At 45.5% G+C, this 24,660-nt stretch carries 18 protein-coding genes, 3 pseudogenes and 1 riboswitch; of the genes and pseudogenes, 12 read left to right on the forward strand and 9 right to left on the reverse strand.

Annotated elements, in window-relative coordinates; translation table 11 throughout:
* The first annotated feature begins 65 nt into the window (after nucleotides 1-65).
* Entirely contained in the window at nucleotides 66-1,985 is a 1,920-nt protein-coding gene (mrdA, locus tag ACU01J_RS10560; protein ID WP_481085667.1) for a penicillin-binding protein 2, read from the forward strand.
* A 374-nt stretch (nucleotides 1,986-2,359) separates the two neighbouring features.
* The gene (locus ACU01J_RS10565) at nucleotides 2,360-2,512 is read left to right on the forward strand and encodes a hypothetical protein (protein ID WP_481085668.1); all 153 of its coding nucleotides are present in this window, start codon (nucleotides 2,360-2,362) and stop codon (nucleotides 2,510-2,512) included.
* Between the two features lie 49 nt (nucleotides 2,513-2,561).
* Here the strand turns inward: ACU01J_RS10565 and ACU01J_RS10570 are convergent, their stop codons facing one another.
* Complete coding sequence (locus ACU01J_RS10570) at nucleotides 2,562-3,452, reverse strand: LysR family transcriptional regulator (RefSeq protein WP_481085669.1); 891 nt, start codon at nucleotides 3,450-3,452, stop codon at nucleotides 2,562-2,564.
* Nucleotides 3,453-3,604: 152 nt separating this feature from the next.
* Nucleotides 3,605-3,714: riboswitch (TPP riboswitch) on the forward strand.
* Between the two features lie 101 nt (nucleotides 3,715-3,815).
* On the opposite strand from ACU01J_RS10570, the gene thiD reads away from it, so the two are divergent.
* On the forward strand, nucleotides 3,816-4,646 hold the full coding sequence (gene thiD / locus ACU01J_RS10575) for a bifunctional hydroxymethylpyrimidine kinase/phosphomethylpyrimidine kinase (RefSeq protein ID WP_481085670.1): 831 nt from the start codon (nucleotides 3,816-3,818) through the stop codon (nucleotides 4,644-4,646).
* A 16-nt stretch (nucleotides 4,647-4,662) separates the two neighbouring features.
* Nucleotides 4,663-4,890, forward strand: a pseudogene (locus ACU01J_RS10580) (thiaminase II/PqqC family protein); the annotation flags it as partial.
* 34 nt (nucleotides 4,891-4,924) lie between these two features.
* Here the strand turns inward: ACU01J_RS10580 and ACU01J_RS10585 are convergent.
* Nucleotides 4,925-5,116 carry a hypothetical protein gene (locus tag ACU01J_RS10585; protein ID WP_481085694.1) on the reverse strand — a complete coding sequence of 64 codons (192 nt, stop codon included), beginning with the start codon at nucleotides 5,114-5,116 and terminating at the stop codon, nucleotides 4,925-4,927.
* Nucleotides 5,117-5,500: 384 nt separating this feature from the next.
* Here ACU01J_RS10585 and ACU01J_RS10590 point away from each other — a divergent pair, with 384 nt between their 5' ends.
* From ACU01J_RS10590 to napH, 3 genes and pseudogenes are all read left to right on the forward strand, one after another.
* Nucleotides 5,501-6,253, forward strand: coding sequence for a phosphatase PAP2 family protein (locus ACU01J_RS10590; RefSeq protein WP_481085671.1), 753 nt, complete (start codon nucleotides 5,501-5,503; stop codon nucleotides 6,251-6,253).
* Nucleotides 6,254-6,422: 169 nt separating this feature from the next.
* Nucleotides 6,423-8,210: a cation:proton antiporter gene (locus ACU01J_RS10595; protein ID WP_481085672.1), complete on the forward strand. Its 1,788-nt coding sequence runs from the start codon at nucleotides 6,423-6,425 to the stop codon at nucleotides 8,208-8,210.
* A gap of 16 nt (nucleotides 8,211-8,226) precedes the next feature.
* Nucleotides 8,227-8,429, forward strand: a pseudogene (gene napH, locus ACU01J_RS10600) (quinol dehydrogenase ferredoxin subunit NapH); the annotation flags it as partial.
* Between the two features lie 64 nt (nucleotides 8,430-8,493).
* Here the strand turns inward: napH and malT are convergent.
* Entirely contained in the window at nucleotides 8,494-11,202 is a 2,709-nt protein-coding gene (gene malT, locus ACU01J_RS10605; RefSeq protein ID WP_481085673.1) for an HTH-type transcriptional regulator MalT, read from the reverse strand.
* 525 nt (nucleotides 11,203-11,727) lie between these two features.
* Between malT and ACU01J_RS10610 the strand changes: the two genes are divergently transcribed.
* The 3 genes from ACU01J_RS10610 (at nucleotide 11,728) to glgB (ending at nucleotide 18,856) form a co-directional block, all read left to right on the forward strand.
* Nucleotides 11,728-14,181 carry a glycogen/starch/alpha-glucan phosphorylase gene (locus ACU01J_RS10610; protein WP_481085674.1) on the forward strand — a complete coding sequence of 818 codons (2,454 nt, stop codon included), beginning with the start codon at nucleotides 11,728-11,730 and terminating at the stop codon, nucleotides 14,179-14,181.
* 102 nt (nucleotides 14,182-14,283) lie between these two features.
* Nucleotides 14,284-16,464, forward strand: coding sequence for a 4-alpha-glucanotransferase (gene malQ / locus ACU01J_RS10615; protein WP_481085675.1), 2,181 nt, complete (start codon nucleotides 14,284-14,286; stop codon nucleotides 16,462-16,464).
* A gap of 214 nt (nucleotides 16,465-16,678) precedes the next feature.
* Entirely contained in the window at nucleotides 16,679-18,856 is a 2,178-nt protein-coding gene (gene glgB / locus ACU01J_RS10620; protein ID WP_481085676.1) for a 1,4-alpha-glucan branching protein GlgB, read from the forward strand.
* An 81-nt stretch (nucleotides 18,857-18,937) separates the two neighbouring features.
* Here glgB and ACU01J_RS10625 read toward each other — a convergent pair whose 3' ends face one another.
* From ACU01J_RS10625 to ACU01J_RS10635, 3 genes are all read right to left on the reverse strand, one after another.
* Nucleotides 18,938-19,579, reverse strand: coding sequence for an START domain-containing protein (locus ACU01J_RS10625; protein ID WP_481085677.1), 642 nt, complete (start codon nucleotides 19,577-19,579; stop codon nucleotides 18,938-18,940).
* Nucleotides 19,580-19,641: 62 nt separating this feature from the next.
* Nucleotides 19,642-20,055, reverse strand: a complete 414-nt coding sequence (gene arfB / locus ACU01J_RS10630; protein ID WP_134836501.1) for an alternative ribosome rescue aminoacyl-tRNA hydrolase ArfB — start codon at nucleotides 20,053-20,055, stop codon at nucleotides 19,642-19,644.
* 40 nt (nucleotides 20,056-20,095) lie between these two features.
* Complete coding sequence (locus tag ACU01J_RS10635) at nucleotides 20,096-20,662, reverse strand: TetR/AcrR family transcriptional regulator (RefSeq protein WP_481085678.1); 567 nt, start codon at nucleotides 20,660-20,662, stop codon at nucleotides 20,096-20,098.
* Between the two features lie 101 nt (nucleotides 20,663-20,763).
* Here ACU01J_RS10635 and ACU01J_RS10640 point away from each other — a divergent pair.
* Nucleotides 20,764-20,994: pseudogene (locus ACU01J_RS10640) on the forward strand (dihydrofolate reductase family protein); the annotation flags it as partial.
* Nucleotides 20,995-21,000: 6 nt separating this feature from the next.
* Here the strand turns inward: ACU01J_RS10640 and ACU01J_RS10645 are convergent.
* The 3 genes from ACU01J_RS10645 to ACU01J_RS10655 form a co-directional block, all read right to left on the reverse strand.
* Nucleotides 21,001-21,660: a flavin reductase family protein gene (locus ACU01J_RS10645; protein WP_481085679.1), complete on the reverse strand. Its 660-nt coding sequence runs from the start codon at nucleotides 21,658-21,660 to the stop codon at nucleotides 21,001-21,003.
* Between the two features lie 71 nt (nucleotides 21,661-21,731).
* Complete coding sequence (locus tag ACU01J_RS10650) at nucleotides 21,732-22,229, reverse strand: fasciclin domain-containing protein (protein WP_481085680.1); 498 nt, start codon at nucleotides 22,227-22,229, stop codon at nucleotides 21,732-21,734.
* A 277-nt stretch (nucleotides 22,230-22,506) separates the two neighbouring features.
* On the reverse strand, nucleotides 22,507-23,802 hold the full coding sequence (locus tag ACU01J_RS10655) for an alpha/beta fold hydrolase (RefSeq protein WP_481085681.1): 1,296 nt from the start codon (nucleotides 23,800-23,802) through the stop codon (nucleotides 22,507-22,509).
* A 192-nt stretch (nucleotides 23,803-23,994) separates the two neighbouring features.
* Here ACU01J_RS10655 and ACU01J_RS10660 point away from each other — a divergent pair, with 192 nt between their 5' ends.
* Nucleotides 23,995-24,579 carry a CatB-related O-acetyltransferase gene (locus tag ACU01J_RS10660; RefSeq protein WP_481085682.1) on the forward strand — a complete coding sequence of 195 codons (585 nt, stop codon included), beginning with the start codon at nucleotides 23,995-23,997 and terminating at the stop codon, nucleotides 24,577-24,579.
* Nucleotides 24,580-24,660 lie beyond the last annotated feature (81 nt).

Below are 24,660 nucleotides of genomic sequence, written 5' to 3' on the forward strand. Positions count from 1 at the left end.
CCGTGCGTGCTAACTGTAACTAAATATAAATAAGTAAAGCTCGTTACTCTTTACTGCTAGCACCTATGAATAATCATCACCTCAACCACAAGATGCGCAATCATGCTCATGAAGCAAAGTTATTTCGAAATCGCGCTGTTGCAGCGTTTATCGGAATGGTGGTTCTGCTTGGCGTGTTGATCGCCAACCTATATCGACTAGAAGTTAAGCAAGTTGATTACTACACCACCCGAGCGAATGACAACCGTATCCAAGTGCTGCCGATCGCCCCTACTCGTGGGTTGATCTACGACCGTAACGGCAAGGTACTTGCTAACAACTTCCCCGTTTACGTACTTGAGATGATCCCGGAAAAGGTGAAAGACCTAAATGGTTCTATCGCTAAGCTTAAACAAGTTATGCAGCTATCTGACTCTCAAGTCGAGAAGATGATAAAGCCTCATAGTAAACGCTTCAAAGCGGTCGTAGTAAAAAATGGCCTAACGGAGCAAGAGGTCGCCAAGTTTTCCGTACATCAGTATGAGCTTCCGGGCTTTTCAATTGATGTTGATATGAAGCGAGACTATCCATATGGCGAGATACTGACTCATGTATTAGGCTATGTTGCACATATCAATGATCGAGACCTTAAACAGCTAGAAGAAAATGGTGAACTGGCAAATTATCGTGCGACCAAAACCATCGGAAAATTGGGCATCGAAAAGTACTATGAGCAGATTCTTCATGGTAAACAAGGCTATCAAGAAGTTGAGGTAAACAGCCGTGGTCGTATTATCCGTACCATCGAATATGTTCCTCCTGTCGCTGGGCAAGACTTAGTACTTAACATTGATATTGAGCTGCAAAAGTTTGTCTTCAATCTGTTGGATCATCGGGAGGGAAGTGCCGTCGTGCTTGATCCACGCGATAATAGTGTGCTTGCTATGGCTTCAAGTCCGAGCTATGACCCGAATCTGTTTGTTGAAGGGATTTCTAGTAAAGCTTACAGCAAGCTGCTTAATGACCCATTTCACCCATTAGTCAATCGAGCGACGTTAGGGGTTTACCCGCCAGCTTCCACTGTGAAACCTTTTATGGCGGTAGCAGGTTTAAGCGAAGGTATTATTCACCCCGATACTGTGCGTGATGACCACGGTGTATGGCGCATCCCAGGCTTAACCAAGCAGACCAAAGTATGGCGTGATTGGAAACGTTGGGGGCATGGGCCAGTTGATGTCACTTTGGCAATTGAAGAGTCTGTCGATTCGTTTTTCTATCATATTGCCTATGACTTAGGGATTGACCGCATTTCCTACTGGATGAATATGTTTGGTTTTGGCCGTCTTTCTGGTATCGATATCCCAGAAGAAACACGAGCAAATATGCCCACAAGGGAGTGGAAAGAGTCACGCTATCGTCAGCCATGGTTCAAGGGCGATACAGTACCGATTGGCATTGGTCAGGGGTATTGGACAGCAACGCCGTTGCAAATCGCTAAAGCGACATCTGTATTGGTCAATCATGGTGAGGTTATCGCTCCACATCTATTCCGCAATACTTTGCAGCACGGAGTTCCTTTTCATCAAGAAGTGCCTAAAGCGGTGAAAGCGGTTAGTCAGATTGAAGGAGTGAGTGACGCTACTTGGGATATTGCTATCAATGCTATGCGCTTGGTGAACTCGGGTAGTCGTGGTTCTGGTCGACGAGCATTTAAAGGAGCGAGTTATTGCAGTGGGGGAAAATCAGGCACCGCGCAGGTATTTGGTCTTAAGAAAGATCAGGTCTACAACTCCAAAAAACTGAGTTATGACTTACTCGACCATGGTTTATTCACTGCTTTCGCTCCATGTGAACAGCCAAAATATGTCGCGACTGTGGTGATTGAACATGGTAATGGTGGCTCAAGGGTTGGTGCTCCGTTTATACGAAAGGTGTTTGACTACCTTGAAATAGGTAACGACAGTAAATCGAAACTGGCTCACACCTCGAGAGGAAAGACTGAGTAGATAAAAATGGGGTGTTGTACCCCATTTTTTTAGTTCTACAGACGGTTTGAGGATAATTATGCGCTCAAAGGCATAAAATTTGTGATCTTTAGACAATTAAGCACTAAATATAGTTGCTTCATATGTACGGTATAACTATATTAAAAGGGTATCCCACATAACTTTAAGGTGTAGAGACTGAGTAAACTCCCAGAGTGAATACGAACAAACTGAACGCAGAGAGACACAGGGCTTAGCGTCCAACCCGCTAAGAGTGCCATCAAAAACGTATAAGAATTAAGTATTTTCAAAGGCCTTTTGCTTTTCCCCTCTTTAAATAGTCGCATCTTCTAGTTATCGATACATTGTCTGATAACCATGGAGGAGGTTTGGCTATGTTACCACTAGGTTTATTCGCATTAGGTGCATTCGTATTCGTAGGCTGTTGGATTGTTCAACACGGTTTACCGGTATTAGGTATGAAGCTTGATGAAGCTGATCTACTACTCATCTCAGAAATGTCTGGTGAAGATGTTCTAGAAGCATAACAACGCAAAACAAAGAAAAAGGAGCCTTATTTGGCTCCTTTTTTAGTTTTTATCCATGTAACTGCATTTTAACGATTTGTTTGACAGTCTCAAGCCTTGCTGGAAGTTGTCGGTGACGCTTAGTGAGTAAGTAAAGCGTCTCGATGACTTCTTGTTTTGGTTGGTAAATCGCAATCTCTTCTTTGTATGGGAAGGTGTCTAATGCGCTTTTTGGCAGAATGGTAAAGCCAAGGCCTTGTGCCACTGGCAGTAATATTTGGTTGAGCTGATTGATATAACCCTTAACTGGAAGTTGATGAATATTGATGGATTCCAGTGTTGGTTCTCCACAGCGAGAAAAGTAGAGTGCTAAGTAGTGTTCGGCATCTGGGTGGCGAATAAGCCCCATCTGTTTTAGCTGCTCTTCATTAAGTGATTTGGTTGCCATTGTCTTAGGCATCATCAAACATAAAGGTTCTTGTCCAAATTGTTCCGACTCGACTCTAGGGTCTGATGGTTCGTTTGTGACGATACCTAAGTCGACCTCTCCAGCAATAATCTCTGCAATGATTTTATGATGAGGTGCTGCCTCTAAGTGTGGTATGAGGTTGGGGTATTTACATTGTAAATCGAGCAGTTGAGGGTATAGCAATAGGGCTAAAGAGCCTGAGCATGCTAAAGAAACATCGCCTGAATGTGGGTCATCTTGATTGAGTGATGACAGCATCTGCGTTTGTTGAGTTTCTAACTCGTTAGCATAAGCGTAAACGGTTTTCCCCGCTTCAGTAATCTCAAAGCTTTTGTTATGCCTTTTAATTAAAGCGTGCCCACAGGCTTGTTCGAGTTTCTTAATATGCTGACTGACACCTGGCTGAGTCATAAATAGTTTGTCGGCGGTTTTGGTGAAGTGACATGTGTCGATGAGAGTGACAAACGTCTTTAACCAGATTGGATTCAACATAGCTTTTGACCATAAGAAAAAATTATCTTAGTGAGTTTAAACGATAACAAAAAATTCAGGAAGAGAAGGTTTTAAACACAAATTGAAACGACTCAAGATGTATTTTTGCGAGCAAATGATGCAATTTGGTTAATTTTATTGTTATCATCAGCGGGAAATAGTCGGGGAGCCTAACCATTACGGAAAGGGCTGAGATCGCAATGCGAGACCCGTTGAACCTGATTCAGTTAGCACTGACGTAGGGAACTATGCGCACTCAACCTCTTGGTTTGGTGTACTCGTATTCGATGGATTGATCGCCTCATTTTCTGATCCCTTCTTTCGTGGCCGAGAGTTCCTGTACGTCTTGTAGTAGGAGCAACAATGCCACATTCACAAGACACAACTCCAATCGTATTAACCATCGCGGGCTCTGACAGCGGCGGCGGTGCAGGCATTCAAGCCGATATCAAAGCAATCTCTGCCACGGGCGGTTATGCATGCTCGGTGATTACCGCTATCACGTCGCAAAACACCCTTGGTGTGTCTGCTATTCATCCGATTCCCCTTGAGCATATTGAAAGCCAATTGGATGCGGTGTTCACCGATCTCAATATTGTTGCTGTCAAAGTTGGCATGTTGGCAGATTCAGAGATCATCAAAGTGGTTGCCGACAAAATTCGTCAGTATCAACCTAAGCACCTTGTGGTTGACCCTGTCATGGTGGCGACCAGCGGCGATCTTCTGCTTGAAACCAATGCAATCTCTACTCTCAAACAAGAGTTACTTCCACTTGCTGATCTAATCACCCCTAACTTGCCGGAAGGTGCCGCTTTGATTGGTGGCGCAGTACCGCAAAATGAAGACCAAATGGGAGCAATGATTTCAGAGCTGCGTGCTTTAGGTGCCAAGGCTGTGCTGCTTAAAGGCGGCCATTTAGAGAAAGATGACAACAGTAATGATCTACTCATTATGGCTGAAAGTAGCGAGTTGATTAGCGCTAAACGCGTTGTGACGAATAACACCCATGGTACGGGTTGTACTTTGTCTTCGGCGATCGCTTCGTACTTGGCTCAAGGTAACCGCCTACACAAATCGGTATATCTTGGTAAGCAGTACATTTCTCAGGCTATTGCCAATGCTGACAAGCTAAAGGTGGGCAAAGGTCATGGGCCTGTGCACCACTTCTTTTGTGGGCACACCAATGTCCGTTAGTACTCAATCAGCAACTTCAAGTTCTGATACTCGGTTAGAAGGAAACCTTTATCGAAGCTGGATAGAGCTTTACGCTAGTGACGAGTTTCAGTCTGGTGTGGCTGAGGGCGCAAAGCACTTTAATCAGCTACTTGAAGAGGTAGATCTTAATAGTCAGAGAGGCCAGAATCTAATCCATGTGTTTAAGACTGCGACTCGCATGGAAGTGGCGTTTTGGCAGCAGGGGTTAGACACCAATAAATAGGCGTCAAATAGAAGGAGTTAGCAGCGTGTGAATGTTAGCTCCTTTCTTCTTCGGTGAGCCCACACCTTGCTAACAAATCTAACTCTTCTTGAGTGATAAGCTCATAGGCATGATGGGTAGTATTCTCACCCGTTAGCGCGCTTAACTTTAAAGACAGACGCTTTTTCTGTCGCGGACTCAGTTCATGGATGCACTGAAGAATGTTTTCAAAGTCATGTTCTTTCATCACAGTATCATCCTCCTAGCCATCAGGTTTTTGGTGCAACGAAAACGACATTCTTGCTTATTTACTGCTGTGAGGTTAAAGGAGTTAGCCTCGTTATACAATCATACTTATAGTGTAAATAAGGCATCTGTGTTTAGATGTTTCACTAGTCACTAAAAATGAAATTATTGCGATACTGGGCATTCGCTTAGTAGGGCTACGGAGAATTTCAGCCACTTACTGAAAATCGAACAAGCCGCTAAAGATCTGTGAGTAAATATATTTTTGTGATTTGAGCGAACTCAGTGCGCTATCTTTCAGCAAATTGACATAAAGTTGATAAATTTTCCATACTTCATCGTCTAATATGCTGCATCGAGTTTTTTGTTGCCGTGGATCAATATTGTGAAGACATTACTACGAGATAAACATGAAGGTTTACTGCTACTCGCAGGTTTTTTGCTTATTATTGCGCCTATGTCGCTGCTTGTCAGTCATATCGATCTGCTCTCGGAAGTCAGTGACGTGGTTGGGTTTAGTTTTACCGCAATGACGGAATCTGCAGGTTCGAAAGGCTTCCTGATTTCCTTATCTGTTCTTGTTTGCATTAGCTGGAGAATTATTGGTTTCAACCGTGATTTTTTGGCCAAGCTTTTCCAACTTGGGTTGATTCTTGTTATCGGCTTCGCGGCTAAGACCGGTCTTAAGCATGTAACAGAAAGTCCAAGACCTTACACTGAATTGCTTACTCATCAACTTCTGATTCCTAATCCTGAACATTTCTATAAATTAGATGCGATCCAGAAAGAAGAGGTGATTAACGAAATCTCTCAGCAAGTATCACCTTGGCGCACGAGTCACTGGCAAGGTGAGAAAGATTATTCATTCCCATCGGGACACACCATTTTTGCCTCAATCTGCTTGGCTTTCTTTGGAGGCCTATTTATGCAACATAAGCGCTACGGTTTGGTGTTAATGGTTGGTTTGTGGGCGGTTTGTGTCGGTTATAGCCGTCTATGGTTAGGCATGCATAGACCTATGGATCTTGTTGGCTCGATTCTGTTTGTCGCTGCTGTTTATACTTTGATGCCAAGCTTTTCTCAGTTGGGACTGTGGGTGATGGAGAAGTTAAAACATCCCGCTCATATTCATCGCTAGTCGATGCCATTAATATTTATGAAGGGCTCTAATTTTAGAGCCCTTTTTTATTTAACTGTCTATAAATAAACAGTAATGGTTTGGTTAGGCTTCATTTGACATTATTGTCCAATTCTTACCCACTTTTTTAGTGTGGGAAATTCTACTTCGCTCGTTATAAGGATACTCAATGACTTCGGAGACGATCGCGCTAACCTTGGCTAGTGTTGGCTTACTCGGTTTGATTTGCCAATGGGTTGCATGGCAGTTAAAACTTCCCGCTATTTTATTTTTACTCATCGCAGGTTTGTTGGTGGGGCCTGTATTGGGTCTGTTTTCGCCTCAAGAAGCGCTGGGGAATTTGTTCTTTCCAGTTATCTCTTTAGCGGTTGCAGTGATTCTTTTTGAAGGTAGTTTAACCCTCAATTTTAAGCAGATTAAAGGGATCAGTAAGAGTGTCTGGAGCATAGTAACGCTTGGCGCTGTGGTGTCTTGGAGTATTACCACCGTCGCGACGCACTATCTATTAGGTTTAGATTGGTCACTAGCTTTCTTATTCGGTAGTTTGACAGTGGTTACTGGGCCGACCGTGATCGTCCCGTTGCTACGAACCGTCAGACCGAGCTCCAAGCTTGCCAATATTTTACGTTGGGAAGGGATACTGATAGATCCTCTGGGCGCACTGTTCGTGGTGATGGTGTACGAGTTTATTGTCTCCCATAGTCAAGTTCACAGCTTGGGGGTATTTGGTCTGATTGTGGTGATTGGTTTTTCTGTTGGTATCGCTGCAGGTATGTTGGTCGCGGCCATGATGCGTCGCCACTGGTTGCCTGAATACTTACAACCTTTTGCGGTGCTGACTATCTTGCTTGGTGTGTTTGCCCTATCGAATTATTTAGAACATGAATCAGGTCTATTGACGGTAACCGTGATGGGGATTTGGTTGGCAAACGCTAAGGGCGTTAACATCAGCCATATCCTTCACTTTAAAGAAAACCTGACCATCTTGTTTATTTCTGGCTTATTCATTTTACTTGCCGCAAGGGTTGAGTTGAGTGACTTTGCTCAGCTTGGGTGGGCGGCTTTAGCGCTGTTTATGGTGATTCAGTTGGTGTCGCGCCCTGTTTCGATTTTCTTATCCACCTTGCGCAGCAATCTAGAGGTTAAAGAGAAAGCCTTTCTTGCTTGGGTAGCACCAAGAGGTATTGTTGCAGCAGCGGTGTCGTCTCTATTTGCCATTAAGTTAACGCAGCAAAATGTTGAGCAAGCCAATCTACTGGTACCACTTATCTTTATGGTCATCATCGGCACCGTTGTCTTGCAAAGTGCTACGGCTCGTCCGATTGCCAATCTACTTGGAGTTGCTGAGCCTGCACCAAGAGGCTTTTTAATCGTTGGCGCGAATGATGTCGCCAGAGCCTTAGGTAAAGCGATTCAGACTTACGATTGCCGCGTACTAATGTCAGATACCAACTGGGACTACGTAAGTAAAGCGAGAATGGGTGGTTTTGATAGCTATTACGGTAACCCCACTTCAAGCCATGCTGACGAATACCTTGATTTGATAGGGATAGGGCAAGTGTTGGCAGTTACGCCCGATCAGCACTTAAATTCGGTGGCGAGTGTGCATTTCTCCAATGAATTTGGCCATCGTAAGGTGTTTAGCTTACAAGATAAAAAGGATCAGGAGAGGTTAGATAAGCATAGCCATAATTCGGAACATACCTACTCCTTGTTGCTCGGAGGGAGCACCAGTTACAAAAAGCTAGCGAGTCTAATTAGTCAGGGTGCTGAAATTAAACACACCAAGCTAAGTGATAGCTTTGGTTACGAGGATTACCAAGAGCAGTATAAGTCGGCAACAGTGGTGCCACTGTTTACGGTTAATAGCAAGCAACACATTCAAATGCTTGCTCAAGCTGATGACACTGCACCAACTAGCGGTGATATTGTCGTCTCTTTGGTCAAAGAGAGCTAAGGCTTTGCTGATTGGCATTACGGCCACCAACCGAGAAGCATTCACCAAGTGTATGGACTGCTATAACGTCTGCCCAGAGCCTGTGGTGCTGTGTCAGCCACTCAAAGAAGGCGATAGGCGAGTGATGGATCAGAATTGCATGAGTTGTGGTCGCTGTATGATGTTTGTCTTGAAGATGTTCTTGAGTACAAAACTATCCTGAGAATTAAGACCGATTGAACGAAAAAGCCGCGAACCTATTCGCGGCTTTTTGTTTTCACCAAGGTGTGAGTCTAGGTAAGGGTTAGTAACCCATTAATTGAAGAAGGTTTTCAGCGGTTTTAACCGCCTCTTTTCGGTTGGCAATATTGAGCTTTTGGTACAGATTACGAATATGAGTTTTGATGGTAGTACCTGCCACATCAAGCTCTTGTGCAATTTGCTCATTGCTGAAGCCCGAGTAGATAAGACCTAATACTTGCCATTCACGTTGAGTCAGTGGGCTTGTGCGTACAAGTTCAGGAATGTTCGGGTGATTGACCAGCTTTTCAATGAAATCCTCATCGAAGTGCACTGAACTACTACGCTGTGTCATGGAGATATCTTTCAGTAGTTGTTGGGTGCGATGGCGCTCTAAATCGCTGAGCTCATTGCTTTTACTTAGTGACTCTAAAATATGCCCAACTTTGCTGCCATCAACCAAGAAGTTACCAATGATACCGGTCTGATTAGTCAGAGAAATCGCCTCTTTTAGGTAGCGAAGAGCAGACGTATCATCGTTTTGAGAAGTTGCTAAAATCGCTTCGACAATCAGGTTTCGATTGGTATCAGTAATCAGTTCATTGTCGCTCGCTTGCTGCTGTAAGAACGTCAGGGTTTCTTTCGCTTCGGCGTAGTTTCCGAGTGCGATTTGAGCACGGGCAATATTGCGCCATTGAAGCTGAGTAAAGTGATTACAAGCTTGCTCGGGGTGAACCGTGGTTTCAAGCCACTGGGCAATTTCATCATGCTCGCCACGCGCCTGCCAGAATAGAATCAATGACAGTGAAGCATTGGCTGTCCAGTCGACATGGTAGGTTGACTGCTTGAGCAAGTGAGTGATCTGTTCGATGAACTTACCCGCTTTATCGAGTTCTCCGCGGCCAATCGCAATACGAGCCAGCATTGAATAGCTGTGAAGGTGTTTACTTGGACTGTGATTGCCAAGAATATCTAACCCTTTGTAAGCACACTCTTCCGCCTCATCGAGGCGGTTCCAGCACCATAAAATCTGCGCGCGAATACGTAGCAGGAACTCATGAAGTGGAACTTGTTGTAATTGCTGCTCTTCAATCAACTTAAAGGCGTTATCTTGAATCTCAAACGCTGCTTGTACGTAGCCCTGAGCAATTAAAATCTCGCTTTGTTGCAGCATCGCCCAAAGCGCCTGATGGTAGACTTGATATTGGCGTGCAAGCTTCTCAGTCTGCTGCATCATAGGTAGAGCGCGGCTTAGATGGCCAAGTACGTGGTTAACTTCGCCAACAACTGATGTTGCGACAATGCGGCTGCGATACACCGTGCTATCAACTTGGCTTAAGGCTAGCTCAGCTAGTTCGAGGGCTTTTTCCGGCTCATTTTGGTTAATCGCTACTTGCGCGCGCAGGGCATTAAATTCCCCTTGTTCTTTGGTGCTCAAGCTGACATTAAATTTGGACATCTGCTCGTCGGCTTTTGATAGCAAGTCGCCGACATCGTTATATCTGTGTTGGCTTTGTGCTAACCATGCTTGCAGCATACACAACTTAGGTTCGCTATAAAGTTGCTCAGGCGTTAGTGTGTTGATGCCTTTTTCAAGCGATTGCAGCTCGCCACCGTTAAACATCTTCCAGCCATATTGAGTTAAAATATCTGCTGTGAGTTGGCTATCTTTCGCATCTTGAGCATGGCGCAATGCTTGATGTGGTGATGAGAGTTTCAGCCAAGCTTTTGCCGCAGACTGATGTAGTTGAGTCTCTTGTTGCGGAATACGAGCAATACGCTCGTGGGCTAAAAATTCTGCAAACAGATTATGGAAGCGATACCAGTTGTGCTCGCCTTCAAGCGGGTGAATAAACAGACCAAAGCGGTTTAATGACTCAATCATGCTGAGTGCATCTTCACGCTTGGTCAGCTCTGAGACCAGATGATCATTAAAGTGGTCCAGCACCGAGCACTGAAGTAAAAACTGACGTGTTTCTTGATCGAGTAAATCAAACACTTCTTCGACTAAGTAATCCCAAAGGTGAGCGTGGTTGAACTCAGAGAACGACTCAGCAGATTGCGCTAAGGTTTTATGTTGATGCTGCGCTTGCAGGGCAATTAATTGCAGCGCAGAAGGCCAGCCTTCAACATAGTTGCGTAAGTTATTTGCGGTGGTGTCATCAATACCATCGGCGACGCGTTGATTGAAAAATCGCGTCGTTTCTTCGGTATCAAACGCCAGTAACTCATTGCCAATTTCTATCATTAGATCGCGTACACGCAGGTTAGCGGTCCCCAGCGGTGGTGCTGCACGACTCGTCACAACCAAAGTTAAGTTGTCAGGCATATGTTTTAAGAAAAAGCGCATCGCTTCATGGATTTCATCATCATGAATCAGATGGTAGTCATCCAGCACTAGGTAGCACTCTTGGTGAAAGCTAGAAATTTCGGTAAAGACTTCACCAAACAGAGAGTGAAGGGAAGAAAACTGACGCTTTTCGGCAAGCTTCTGTGAGTTTGGGCAACTGCCGTCCGCTGCTTTATTGAGGGCTTGTAGAAGGTAGTTCATAAAGCGGAACGAATCGTTATCGCTTTCATCAATACTGTACCAACCAACATGTGATTTATCAGATAACCATTGAGCCGCCATGGTTGTTTTGCCGTAACCCGCTGGAGAGCGGAACAGTACGAGCTTATAACAAGGGGCTTGTTGCAGTAGATCTAAAACTCTTGGACGAACAATTGCGTTATGCAGTCGCCCTGGACGCGTCAATTTCGAAGGAATCCACATATTTCTATTCCCTATTTCACCATAGTGTACAAAAAACGACCGTAATCGCTGATGGGTAGGAATGTTACTTGAGAAGCCAAGCCTCGGTTATCGGCCAAGGGTGGGATTTTTGACTAATTCACATTTTGCGCTGAACTACGCCCCATAAATGTGAGGTCTATCACTCATTTTGCTGTCTGATAATGGGGTTTAAACACATGCCTGCACCAAAAGTTATGAAATTTTCATCAGAACGTGAATCTTAATGTGATCGAGTGTGCATATTCATCAATTGAGTATTTTGTAAGACACGGAACTTTAATACATCAGTTGTAGGGTAAATTCGTTGGTGGCGTGATCTCGATCACCCAAGCTCAAGCTTGTTAAAAATTTAATGAGAGTTAGATCACTGAGTCTTGGGTTGTACGCCCTCTACGCCCTGTGTCCTCCTCCCAATATGCCGTCTAGGTAGGAGGATGTTTCGAAGATTATATCCATGCACGATATGTCACAGATGGATTAGAACTAATAAGTGAGATTTCTCTGATGAAACCTACGCAACAGAAAAAATTTGATAAAGCTGCATTCCAAGAAAGTGTAAAGCAACACTTATCGACTACTTACGCGAAGACAGAAGCAACCGCAACACCGCGTGATTGGTACTTAGCGATGGGGCGCGCACTGGCTGAGCTAACCACGTTAGATCTTCTTAAGACTGAACAAGATCCTAAAATTCAAAGCGCAAAAAGCGTTAACTACTTATCTTTAGAATTCCTTATCGGTCGCCTAACTGGTAACAACCTAATTAGCATGGGCTTGTACGAGCAAATCACACAGGCGATGGAAGAGCTAGGTCACAACTTAACTGACCTATTAGAAGAAGAGCGCGATCCATCACTGGGTAACGGTGGTCTAGGTCGTCTAGCTGCGTGTTTCATGGACTCATGTGCCGCACAAGAATTCCCAACGGTGGGCTACGGTCTGCATTACGAATATGGCCTATTTAAGCAATCTTTCGAACAAGGTCGTCAGAAAGAAGCGCCGGACGCATGGCGCGGTGTAGAAGGCTACCCATGGGAAGTAGCTCGACCTGAACTGGCTCAAGAGATTGGCTTCTACGGTCATGTTGACGTTGAATACGTTAACGGCAAAGAAGTACGTAAATGGGTACCAGGCATGACAGTAAAAGCGATGCCTTGGGATTTGCCAATTGTAGGTTATGAGTCAGATACGGTTTACCCGCTGCGCCTTTGGGAATGTCAGGCAATTGCACCATTCTCACTAGCAAGCTTTAACAACGGTGATTACTTTGAAGCGCAGCACTCGCTAATCGATGCTGGCAATATTACTAAAGTTCTTTACCCGAATGACAACCACGAGAAAGGTAAGACTCTGCGTTTAATGCAGCAGTACTTCCACTCAGCTGCATCGGTACGCGATATTCTACGTCGTCACGAAGCCGCAGGTTACTCGTTAGCCGATCTTCCAAAACAAGAAACGATTCAGCTTAACGATACTCACCCAACGATTGCTATCCCTGAGTTGATGCGCATCCTAATCGATGAGAAAGGTCTATCTTGGGATAAAGCGTGGGAAATTAGTGCAAATACCTTTGCTTACACGAACCACACGCTACTACCAGAAGCACTAGAGACTTGGCCTGAATCGCTAATCCAGCGTCTACTTCCTCGTCATATGGAAATCATCTTTGAAATCAACCACCGCTTCCTGCAAGAAGTTCGTAAGATGTGGCCGGGTGATGGTGAGAAACAAGCTAAGCTGTCTATCATCCAAGAAGGTTTCAACCGCATGGTTCGCATGGCTAACTTATGTGTGATTGGTTCTTACAAGGTGAATGGTGTTGCGGCGCTTCACTCTCAATTAGTTAAGAAAGATCTTTTCCCTGAATTTAATGAAATCTTCCCAGGTAAGCTGACCAACGTAACAAACGGTATTACGCCACGTCGTTGGTTGAAGTTCTGTAACCCGGGTCTATCAAAGCTAATCTCAGACAAGATTGGTACAGAATGGCCAGCAAAACTAGAGCAGCTAGAAGGTATTGCTCAGTTTGCAACTGACGCGAAATTCCAAAAAGAATTCATGGCAGTTAAGAAGCAGAACAAACAACGCCTTGCTGATTGGGTTCAAGAGAACATGGGTATCGAGCTGGATACTAACGCTATCTTTGACGTTCAAATCAAGCGTCTACATGAGTACAAGCGTCAACACCTAGACTTGCTACACATTCTTTCTCTGTACCACCGCATCATCAATGAGCCAGAGTTCGAATGTACGCCTCGCGTATGTTTCTTCGCAGCGAAAGCAGCGCCGGGCTATCATCTAGCGAAAGAGATCATCTTTGCGGTGAACAAGGTTGCAGAGAAGATCAATAACGACCCACGCATCGGCAATAAGCTGAAAGTGGTCTTCATTCCTGACTACCGTGTAAGCATGGCAGAAATCATCATTCCTGCGGCAGATGTTTCTCAACAAATCTCGCTAGCGGGTAAAGAAGCGTCAGGTACAGGTAACATGAAGATGGCGCTAAACGGCGCTCTGACTATCGGTACGATGGATGGTGCAAACGTAGAGATCCGTGAAGAAGTCGGTGACGAGAACATCTACATCTTCGGTCTAGACGTGGAAGGTGTACAAGCGCTGAAAGCACAAGGTTACAACCCATACGATTACTACCATGCAGACCCATTGCTAAAAGCGTCATTAGACCTTCTAGTAGGTGATGAATTTACACCGGGTCAACCGGGCCTACTACGAGCAACATTTGATAGCTTGCTTGATGGTGGTGACCCATACCTATGTTTGGCTGACTTTGCTTCTTATGTTCAAGCTCACGAAGATATGGGCAAGCAGTACCAAGACCAAGCAGGTTGGGCTAAGAAAGCCATTCTTAATACCGCTTTGGTTGGCAAGTTTACCTCGGATCGCTCAATTCGAGATTATGTAAACAATATTTGGAAATTAGAGACAGTTAAACGCTAATTTCATGACAAATAGCCAAGGCCTTCGGGTCTTGGCTCAATACTTTAAGAACCAATTAAAACCCTACTATTTTGAAGGTATTGCAGTCCTTCGGAGAGAGCGATGAAAGAGAATAACGCATTAAAACAAGTCGCAGAAATGGCGAAAATTGCCGACAGCTACGTTAGCGCGTGGGGAGATGAAGCTAAGGTAGAAGACGAAACAATCCGTCACTTACTTGCGTCTTTGGGCTATGACACAACCAATGATGAAACTCTTCTTAAGTCAGCAGAGAAAAAGCATAAAAAAGACGTGCTAGATCCTGTGCTGGTGGTTCGAGATGGAGAACCTGTTGAAATTGCACTGAACCTTGGCGCAAGCGCTCGCGAAAGTGAGTTCAACTGGCGTTTAGATACCGAACAGGGAGAGGTACTTGAAGGCTATCTTCAGTCGCAAATCGTACGTGATGAGCGCAAAGAGGGTGGCCCTTTAGTGTTTGCATTACCAAGTGATATCGCTTGGGGTTACCACAAACTGACGATTACCCGTAAGCGTCGCAAAGCGCCATATGAGATGACGCTGATCGTGACACCGAAAGCGTGTTATAAGCAAGAAGGCATCTTAAACGGTAAAAAAATGTGGGGCCCAAGTGTCCAGCTTTACACACTGCGTACTCAGCACAACTGGGGTATTGGTGACTTTGGTGACCTAAAACAGCTTGTGGCTGATATCGCATCACGCGGCGGCGACTTTGTTGGCCTTAACCCGATCCACTCACTGTTCCCTGCGAACCCAGAAGGGGCGAGTCCTTACAGCCCATCTTCACGTCGTTGGTTGAACATTCTTTATATCGATGTCAGCTCAGTACCTGAATTTGCTTTGAGCATTGAAGCGCAGCAAAAAGTCGGCAGTGCGGAGTTCCAGCAGCGTCTGCAAAAAGCACGTGATTCACACTGGGTGAATTACAGCGAAGTGGCAGACCTTAAGCTTAGTGTGTTGCCACAGCTATTCGAAGAGTTTAAAAAGCGTCACTTAGACAAGAATACTGAACGTGCTGAAGCCTTCCTTGCTTTCGTTGAAGAAGGTGGTGAAAGCTTAGTTCACCAAGCAGCATTTGATGCCCTACATACGGCACTGCACGCCGAAGATTCAAGCGTCTGGGGCTGGCCTGTCTTCCCAGAAGAGTTCCGCCGCTTTGACTCTAGTGCGGTGCAGAAGTTTATCGAGCAGAACCAAGATAAAGTTCACCTCTACATGTATCTGCAGTGGCTAGCTGATGTGCAAATCAAAGAAGCACAGGCACTCGCAGAAGAGAAAGGCATGTCTGTTGGTCTATATCGCGACCTTGCCGTTGGTGTGGCTGATTCAGGTTCAGAAACATGGGCAGACAATGGCAATCTAGTCATGGATGCGAGCATTGGTGCGCCGCCGGATGTACTTGGTCCGCTAGGTCAAAACTGGGGTTTACCACCACTCAACCCGCAAGTGTTACAAGCAACGGGCTACGATGCGTACATCAAACTACTGCGTGCCAACATGAAGCACTGCGGTGCATTACGTATTGACCATGTACTTGGCTTGCTGCGCTTATGGTGGATTCCAAAAGGCGAAAACGCCACTAAAGGCGCTTACATCTACTATCCAGTAGAGGATATGCTAGCAATATTGGCGCTAGAGTCTCATCGTCATCAATGTAGTGTTATCGGTGAAGATTTAGGTACAGTGCCTGACGAAATCGTCGATATTCTGCGTGATGCAGGTGTCCACTCATACAAGGTGTTCTTCTTTGAAACATCAGAAGATGACGGTGGTTACATTTCACCTAAGCACTACGCGGATCAATCCATGTCTGCACTGTGTACTCACGATATGCCGACACTGCGTGGCTTCTGGCATTGTGATGACCTGAAAATGGGTGAAGAACTAGGCCTCTACCCTGATGCAGAGCAGTTAAAAGGCCTGTTTGCTGACCGTTTAGAATCGAAGCAAGGTATTTTGGACTCTGTTGCTTGGCATGGCTACCTACCAGAAGGTGTCGGCCGTGATGCTCAATATGTTCCGATGGATTCCTATTTAGCGGAAGCGCTACAAATGCACGTTGCGGCGGGTTCATCGACATTGCTTAGTGTTCAGCTTGAAGATTGGCTAGAGATGGATCAACCAGTCAACATTCCAGGCACTGTTGATGAGTATCCAAACTGGCGTCGTAAGCTATCGATGAACCTTGATGAAGTTTTTGCTCAAGCAGGCGTTAACCGCATTGCGCATAAGTTGACCGAGGTGCGTGCAAAGGTGAGTAAGTAAACATCAAGTTGCATTTTGTACATAGAAAATGATCGAATTGGTCACTCTAAGTAGAGCGGTAATTCGATAAACTTACCCAATACTGTATAAGCCCGCACATTGCGGGCTTTTGGGGTCATTGGCTTCTATACCCATTGAGCAAAAAACTGTCTTGATAGGGAATAACAACCGAGAAAATCGGATTAGAGAAAGTGAGGTTAGGGAGAGAATTAACTTGAAAACCAAAATGTTAGATAAGGCAACTAAGACATATAACCAACTTTCACACGCTTCGTTTGCTGACCCATTTTCCTTTATTGGTCCATTTATCGATTCTAAGCAAGGTGCACTGCGTGTTTGGATGCCGGGAGCAGAAAGTGTCGAGCTAGTTATTGAAGATGAGCGCATTGAACTTGAGCGTGAAGACGCATCGGGCTTCGTTTTAAAGCAAGGCCAAGATCTACACCTTACTCACTACTTGCTTGCCGTCAACTGGGGTGAGACTGAGCAACTAGTGGATGACCCATACCAGTACCACACTATCTATGCTGAGTATGATGATCTGCATACACCAAAAGAGATGTACAAGCAGATGGGCGCTCAGTTCATGACCCTTGAACGTGGTGGTAAGCAAATCTCCGGTACGCGTTTTTTAGTCTACGCGCCACACGCGACTGCTTGTAGTTTGGTGGGTGAGTTTAACCAGTGGGATGGCCGCCGCACGCCAATGCAGCGCCTTGATTATGGTATCTGGGGTATCTTCATCCCGAACTTGCCAGAAGGCACACAATACAAATTTGAACTGAAAGGGCCAAATGGCGAAGGCTTACCACATAAAGCTGATCCGTGGGGCGCTTACGCTGAGCAATACCCTTCATTCTCTTCGGTGACTTACGATCACAGCCGCTACCAGTGGCAAGACGCTAAGTGGCAAACACGCCCAGTGACCGAGAAAGGCAAACAAGCGCTTTCTTTTTACGAGTTACACGCAGGTTCTTGGCGCCGTAATGAAAATGGTGATTTCCTTAACTACCGTGAGCTTGCAGAGCAGTTGATTCCTTACCTTGTCGATATGGGCTACACCCACATTGAATTGATGCCAGTCTCTGAGCACCCATTCTATGGTTCATGGGGTTATCAACCTGTTGGCCTATTTGCGCCAACCAGCCGTTTTGGCTCACCAGATGATTTCAAATTCTTCGTCGACCAGTGTCACCAAGCAGGTCTTGGCGTGGTACTGGACTGGGTGCCAGCGCACTTCCCGTCGGATGATCACGGTTTGGCTAACTTCGATGGTACACCGCTATTTCATGACCCAGACCCGCGTCGCGGTTGGCATCAAGATTGGAACTCGTATATTTACGATTTAGGTCGTGAGCATGTACGCCGTTTCCTTGTATCGAATGCTTTGTACTGGTTTGAACAATTCCACATTGATGGTATTCGCGTCGACGCGGTGGCTTCCATGTTGTACCTCGATTACTCGCGCAGCCATGACCAATGGATCCCTAATGTTGACGGTGGCAACGAAAACTACGATGCGATTGCGACATTGAAGTGGATGAATGAAGAGGTTTACAAACACTTCCCTAACGCGATGACCATTGCAGAAGAATCAACCGCTTTCCCTGGTGTTTCAGCGCCGACCTTTATGGGCGGTTTAGGCTTTGGCTTTAAATGGAATATGGGCTGGATGCATGACTCTCTGTCGTACATTCAAGAAGATCCTGTACATCGTAAATACCACCACGACACGATTACCTTCCCGCTGGTTTATGCCCACAGTGAGAACTACGTATTGTCGCTCTCCCATGATGAAGTGGTGTATGGCAAAGGCTCTATCCATAACAAGATGCCGGGTGATGAGTGGCAGCAAACTGCGAACTTACGTGCTTACCTTGGCTACATGTACGCGCAGCCGGGTAAAAAGCTTAACTTTATGGGGGCTGAGTTTGGTCAAACCGCTGAGTGGAATCATGACGATCAACTGCAGTGGTTCTTGCTTGATTTTGAACGCCATCAAGGCGTGCAATCGCTGACTCGTGACTTGAACAAGCTCTACAGCTCAGAAAAGGCAATGCATGAGCTAGATTGTGAACCACGTGGTTTTGAATGGCGACTACAAGATGCCGCTGAAGCTTCGATTCTGGCCCATGAGCGTTTGAGTGATAATGGTGAACGCATTTTAGTCGTGAGCAACTTTACACCTGTACCACACGATGATTTCCGTTTAGGCGTACCGCTAGAAGGTAGCTACGAACTGTTATTGAATACTGATGACAGCAAATATCATGGTAGTGGTTATGAAGTTCATGGGGTTGTCGAATCACAGCAGGTTGAAAGTGAAGGGCTGAGCCAGTCGTTATCACTAAGTCTGCCGCCACTGGCGACGGTATTCTACAAACTTAAGTAGTGAACTCGTTTCTACTCAATTGAAAAGGCCAGCATCGAATATGCTGGCCTTTTTCTTTGGCTGAAACCTTTGTTATCGCGATTATTCACTGATGTTCGGGTGGCGATATTGCTGATACTGAGGAAGCTGCTGGCGCAGGTTTTCAAAGGTATTCCTTGCGCTCTCTTTGGTCAGGTTATTGATGATCCAATCGGGAAGAATACCTCCGGGGTTGGCGAAAGCAGTATATTCAATCAAGGTAGTGCCATTGGTGAGCTTTTGCAGAGACCAAGTCGCGTCAACGTTGCGAATCCGAATGTAGCCATCTTGCTCGGGCAGAGCAGAGCTTGGGGCATCTTCAATTTGCAGTGTAAATCCGATCTCATCAAGGGTGTATTTTGAGTAGGTGACCATATCTCGGTCGAGGGCAGGCCATGGCGCAGCAAATTGGGTATACACGATGTTTTCATTGGCGGAAAGCTGAGTAAGCACCCGGCTATGACTGACGTTATCAATCCAGTTCGGTACATTTTCGCTGTCTTCAAGCAAGGTCAGAAACGCGCCATAGCTGGTGGGGGTGAACATCTGAGCGCGCACTTCGACAAGCCCGTCACTGTGCTCACGAGAGTAGATTGAAATACCGCCGTTATCCCCTTCAAACTGCCAGCCCGTAAAGGCGTCTGCCCAAATGGGGAATGAAGTCACTAATCCAATCAGTAACGTACTTTTCCCTAAGTTCGTCATTTCCTTTCCTATCTTGAAATCATCCTTGTCTCTAGCATATACAAATTGATGATTAAAAACAGTCAGTGGCTGACTCTACCACGCAAAGATTTTGTCTGAGATTTGATGCTCTTACCTTTTAGGCGGCGTTCCTTAGAGGCTCGGGTAGGTTTCGTTTCACGACGCTTCTTCTGCACGACCATTGCTGCTTGGATCATCTCTGCTAGGCGGTTGAGGGCATCTTCTTTATTTTGCTCTTGAGTACGAAACTGCTGCGCCTTAATGGTGATAACACCGTCTTTTGAGATGCGCGAGTCTTTCAGTGCCAATATACGTTCTTTGTAGATGGCAGGCAGCGTTGAGTGTTTTACATCGAACTGTAAGTGGATCGCTGAAGAGACCTTATTGACGTTTTGTCCGCCAGCCCCTTGAGCTCGAATTGCCGTAAGTTGGATCTCCCAAGCTTGTAGGGTAACGGTGTTTGAAATCTTCAGCATTGTAGTAACTCTTGTCTATCTTAGCCCCATTGTAAACGATTTAGCTTTGCGGCGCGGGCTGAAATGCTTGGAAGTAGAAATTGAGTGGCTTTTGCATCATCTCAAGGGTTAATTCACATCCGGGCTGACAGTTGAGTGCTAATGCAAAACCGTGCAGGTAGTCCGCGAGCAAATCAATAGCACTTTTCTTGGTTTCACTTGCTAATGAAAGTGGCTCGACAATCTGATCAAAGCGTTCGATGAATACTTCTGCCGGCCCGCTTGTTTCCATCTTCAATAGCGTTTCTAGTAACCCCGGATATTGATCAAGCAGCGAGACATAACTATAACACAGCTGGCTGAGTTCTTGTTGCCACTGGCCCTTTTCTTGCGGCTGATAAATCTCTTCAATCAAGGAAATAACCATCGCTTCTTGTAGTGCATTTTTGTTATCGAAGTAGTGATAAATCGCCATCGCATCAACTTCTAACGCTGTGGCGAGGGCACGCACACTCGGCATTTTACCCAGCTCAAGCATCATGCTTTTAGCTTGGCTTAAGATCGCTTCTGCGCTGAGCTGCACTTGGCTGCCTTTTGGTCGACCGCGACGCTTTTCCTTGACAGACATGGTTGATCCTTTTTAATCTAATAATATAAATTCTACGGTGTAGAATTAAATTGTAACCCAGTTTTGTTCCAAGTCCAAATACTCAATGTGAGGAGTTCCTGATGGCGAATATCGTATTTATCGCAACCAGTTTAGATGTCTACATTGCTGACAAAAATGGTGGTTTAGATTGGTTACAGTCGGTGCCTAACCCAGACAATATTGATATGGGCTTTGCGCCGTTAATGGAACGAGTTGATGCCTTAGTGATGGGACGCAATACTTTAGAGGTTGTGCTCAGCTTCGGCGTTGAATGGCCATATTCCAAACCTGTGTTTGTGCTAAGTAACACCCCGAACCTAGACCTTATGTCCCGACACTGAAAGAGGAAATAACATTTTGTCTGGCTTGGCGTAGGGCAAACGAAATAGTCGTTGAGTCACGTGATAGCTGTCTAAGCCGCTGATCGTTACCCAGTCCATCGATTCAATATCGAGATACCCATCTGGCATGATGACGTTTTCTGGCAGGTGAATTTGCTTGATCTGACCAATGATCATCTCCGTATTATTGGTCTTGATAATGTGATGTTCTTTAAGGTTCAAAGCAATCTTAATACTACTCTCAAGAACAAATGGTGCGGCGAAGCCCCTCTCAAATTGCGGAGTCAAGCCGACGGCATTAAATTCACTTTGGTGCTTAGGATAGCGCGCCGACGTTTGGTGAGCGAGAGCAGCAAAATCTGCTTCTACCGAATTTAAGCTAAACACGCCTGTTTGGAGAATGTTTTCTAACGTGTGGCGTTGAACTGAATTGGGGCGACTTACAAAACTAAGTAATGGAGGGTTAGAGCCGATATGTGTTACCGAGCTGACAATAGCGAGGTTTGGCTGCCCATCTGTGTCAACAGTGCCGACCAGATTAGCGCTTTTGAATCCGCTCAAACTGTTGATCAATCTCGCGCGATAGCGGTTTTCCATCCGAGCGATTTGCTGACTGTTGATTTTGTGTTGCTGCATGGCTTCTACCGTTCAGTTAAAGAAAAGGGCAAAGCTCTGCTCTGCCCTGAATAACGAATTAGCTTCGAGACTTACTTAGGAAGAATAACTTGGTCAATAACGTGAATGACACCGTTGCTAGCTTTGACGTCAGTCGCAACCACATGGGCATTGTCGACCATGACGTTACCGTCCACCACTTTGATCATCACATCTTGCCCTTGAACTGTGGTTGCTTTGTCCAACTTGACAACATCAGCCGCCATTACCTTTCCTGCAACGACATGGTAAGTAAGCACGGCTATCAACTTATCTTTGTTCTCTGGTAGAAGTAACGATTCCACTGTGCCTTTTGGTAACTTAGCAAACGCTTCATCCGTTGGTGCAAAGACGGTGAATGGGCCATCGCCCTTTAAAGTGTCGACCAAGCCAGCTGCTTTGACTGCCGCGACAAGCGTAGTGAATGAGCCATTTTCGACTGCTACATCAACAATGTCAGCTTTCATACTGTGGTTGTGTGCTTGTACTGGCAAAATAAACGTAAATAATGCGATTAAAGCTACCGCTAGTGAAATTGTATATTTAAACATGAGTCCATCCTTTAGGTGAGGAGCTGTGCTCCATTTAGCTGTTGTCTTGCTCGCTAATGTTTACGCAAAGGATTTGTAAACAGATCATTTTTTGAAACTTTCAGTCGCTAATTCTAGTGGTGGTCAGTTCTTAGGATGACGAATGTGCAAGTAGGGAACTTCAAGAAGGCAGTTATGAATTTAATTGGTTTATCACTGGTGATTCGTCCTAAGTGAGCAGCAGATACAAAAAGCCCTGAACCAAGTCCAGGGCTTTTACATTTTAGATGGCGTTTATCTACGCCAAAGTCACCGCAGTTTGATTACCCATTGCAATCAACTTATCGAGAATACGTTCACCGTCAGCGCGCAGGCCGTTGTGCTCATATTCGTTGGTGATCCATGCTTTTGAGTTTGGAATTTTCGCTAACGTTTCACGGCTAATGTCCATTTCCACAAACATATCATCGGCGTAGACGGCGCAGTTAACTGGGACTTTGTTTTGCGCCAGTACGCTGTCGTCGTACAGTGGTGTCCAATCTTCTTTTGCTGCGAGTAATTCAGCGGCCTCTTTGAGTGGCTTCAAGCATTGGTATTGGTCAAACATCCACGGGAAGATCATCTCGCCAGTAAACAAGAACGGCTTACTTGGGTCGTAGTTGAATGCTGGGTTGTCTTGACGGACGCGGTGCGCACTCCAGTTAGAGGCGAAGCCTTGGCAGTAAATCGACTCATGCAAAATCGCGTAGATAGGATTGGTCTGAAAGCTTTGCTCCATCAACATGCTATTTAGGAATTCATAGCTAAGTTGAGGCTTACCGTTCACATCAATCAAGGCATTTTCAAGCGCGTAGTAAGTTGGCAAGAAAGTATCGCTCATACCGAAATTGATGCCAATTTGTTGGAACTGCTCGACTGTGAAACGCTGACCGTTTGGCAACAGTTCTTCATTCTCAATCAGATGATCGGCAATCTGTTTACATAGCTGCTGCGCTTTTGGAAATTGCTGAAAGAAGGCTTGGTTCTTTTGTAGCGTGCGTTTAAACGTCGCTTGGTACACATCATCGGCATGGCGAGTCGTTGAAGGTACACCGCCAGTGATGAAGCTACGCGCGAGACTTTGAGGAAACAGCGAAAGGTAGGTCAGCGAGCAAAAGCCACCAAAGCTTTGGCCTAAAATAGACCACTGCTCAACACCAAACTGCTTACGAATTTCTTCGGCATCACGCACGATGTTATCCGCGCGAAAATGGCTTAAATACTCAGCTTGTTGCTCGGCAGTTAGATGAGCCAGTGTTTGATGGTTGATAACACTGCTATTACCCGTACCACGTTGGTCGAGTAGCAATACTCGGTACTCTTGCAGGGCACGTTTCACCCAACCACTGTGGCCGTTTTGGCGCGGTGACGGAAAGCCCGGACCACCTTGAAAGTAGACCAACCAAGGCTTGTTGCTATCATCATCGGCAACCAGCGATAGCTCGCGGGCAAACACTTCAATGGTAGCGGCATCTTTGTTTTTATAGTCCAGCGGCAACTGGAAAGTGTGCGGGGTGTATTTGACGCCCGCATCAATAAATTCTTGAGCGTTCATTTTTATGTTTTAACTTCCATGACTATTAGACGGCTTATCTTAACCTGATGACATACTGAGACCAACGTAAGTTTTATGTTGTGTGGGCTTGGTGCAGAGGCAGAGAAAGTAGAGTGACGAGTCTCAAATTTAGGCATATCCTAAATAGCTAGGTCGCTAGACCTCAAAGAGACTAACTAAAAGAATGAAACTATGAACTACTTTGAATCGCCATTTGCTGGCAAACCTTTGGTTGAGCAAGTGACCAACCCCAATATTATTGTCGGACGCCACAGTTACTACTCGGGCTATTATCACGGTCACTGCTTTGATGACTGCGCTCGCTACTTGACTCCAGACAGAGATGATGTCGATAAACTCATCATTGGCAACTTCTGTTCAATTGGTTCAGGCGCGGTATTTATGATGGCAGGCAACCAAGGCCACCGCTCTGATTGGATAACCACGTTCCCATTTTTCTATCAAGATAACCAACATTTTGTGGGCGCAGAAGATGGCTTTCAGCGCTCAGGCGATACGGTAATCGGCAATGATGTCTGGATTGGTTCAGAGGCAATGATCATGGCCGGAGTGACCAAAGATGTGCAGTCGTATGAGGTTGTTGGCTCTAACCCAGCCAAACACATTAAATTTCGCTTCTCCCCACAGCAGATCGACAAGCTCAGTGAAATGCAGTGGTGGCATTGGTCTGATGAACAGCTTGCCGGAGCGATGAAGCTGCTGAGTAGTGCTGACATCGATGGGTTATATGATTATTGGCAACAGAAGATTGGTTAACTAGTGCATATTATTGCCGAGGCAAGAGTAATATTGACTCATTCAATTTTTTCGAACGACTAGCTCTAATCCCTCCGCTCA

The organism is Vibrio sp. 2433-A1, from assembly GCF_056726085.1.

Excerpts from the sequence above, each read along its gene's own strand:
- ACU01J_RS10625 (WP_481085677.1), bottom strand. The coding sequence starts at position 19,579 with ATGACGAACTTAGGGAAAAGTACGTTACTGATTGGATTAGTGACTTCA.
- ACU01J_RS10565 (WP_481085668.1), top strand. The coding sequence starts at position 2,360 with ATGTTACCACTAGGTTTATTCGCATTAGGTGCATTCGTATTCGTAGGC.
- ACU01J_RS10660 (WP_481085682.1), top strand. The coding sequence starts at position 23,995 with ATGAACTACTTTGAATCGCCATTTGCTGGCAAACCTTTGGTTGAGCAA.
- ACU01J_RS10645 (WP_481085679.1), bottom strand. The coding sequence starts at position 21,660 with ATGCAGCAACACAAAATCAACAGTCAGCAAATCGCTCGGATGGAAAAC.
- malT (WP_481085673.1), bottom strand. The coding sequence starts at position 11,202 with ATGTGGATTCCTTCGAAATTGACGCGTCCAGGGCGACTGCATAACGCA.
- mrdA (WP_481085667.1), top strand. The coding sequence starts at position 66 with ATGAATAATCATCACCTCAACCACAAGATGCGCAATCATGCTCATGAA.
- thiD (WP_481085670.1), top strand. The coding sequence starts at position 3,816 with ATGCCACATTCACAAGACACAACTCCAATCGTATTAACCATCGCGGGC.
- ACU01J_RS10570 (WP_481085669.1), bottom strand. The coding sequence starts at position 3,452 with ATGTTGAATCCAATCTGGTTAAAGACGTTTGTCACTCTCATCGACACA.
- arfB (WP_134836501.1), bottom strand. The coding sequence starts at position 20,055 with ATGCTGAAGATTTCAAACACCGTTACCCTACAAGCTTGGGAGATCCAA.
- ACU01J_RS10595 (WP_481085672.1), top strand. The coding sequence starts at position 6,423 with ATGACTTCGGAGACGATCGCGCTAACCTTGGCTAGTGTTGGCTTACTC.
- ACU01J_RS10635 (WP_481085678.1), bottom strand. The coding sequence starts at position 20,662 with ATGTCTGTCAAGGAAAAGCGTCGCGGTCGACCAAAAGGCAGCCAAGTG.
- ACU01J_RS10655 (WP_481085681.1), bottom strand. The coding sequence starts at position 23,802 with ATGAACGCTCAAGAATTTATTGATGCGGGCGTCAAATACACCCCGCAC.
- ACU01J_RS10585 (WP_481085694.1), bottom strand. The coding sequence starts at position 5,116 with ATGAAAGAACATGACTTTGAAAACATTCTTCAGTGCATCCATGAACTG.
- ACU01J_RS10650 (WP_481085680.1), bottom strand. The coding sequence starts at position 22,229 with ATGTTTAAATATACAATTTCACTAGCGGTAGCTTTAATCGCATTATTT.
- malQ (WP_481085675.1), top strand. The coding sequence starts at position 14,284 with ATGAAAGAGAATAACGCATTAAAACAAGTCGCAGAAATGGCGAAAATT.
- ACU01J_RS10610 (WP_481085674.1), top strand. The coding sequence starts at position 11,728 with ATGAAACCTACGCAACAGAAAAAATTTGATAAAGCTGCATTCCAAGAA.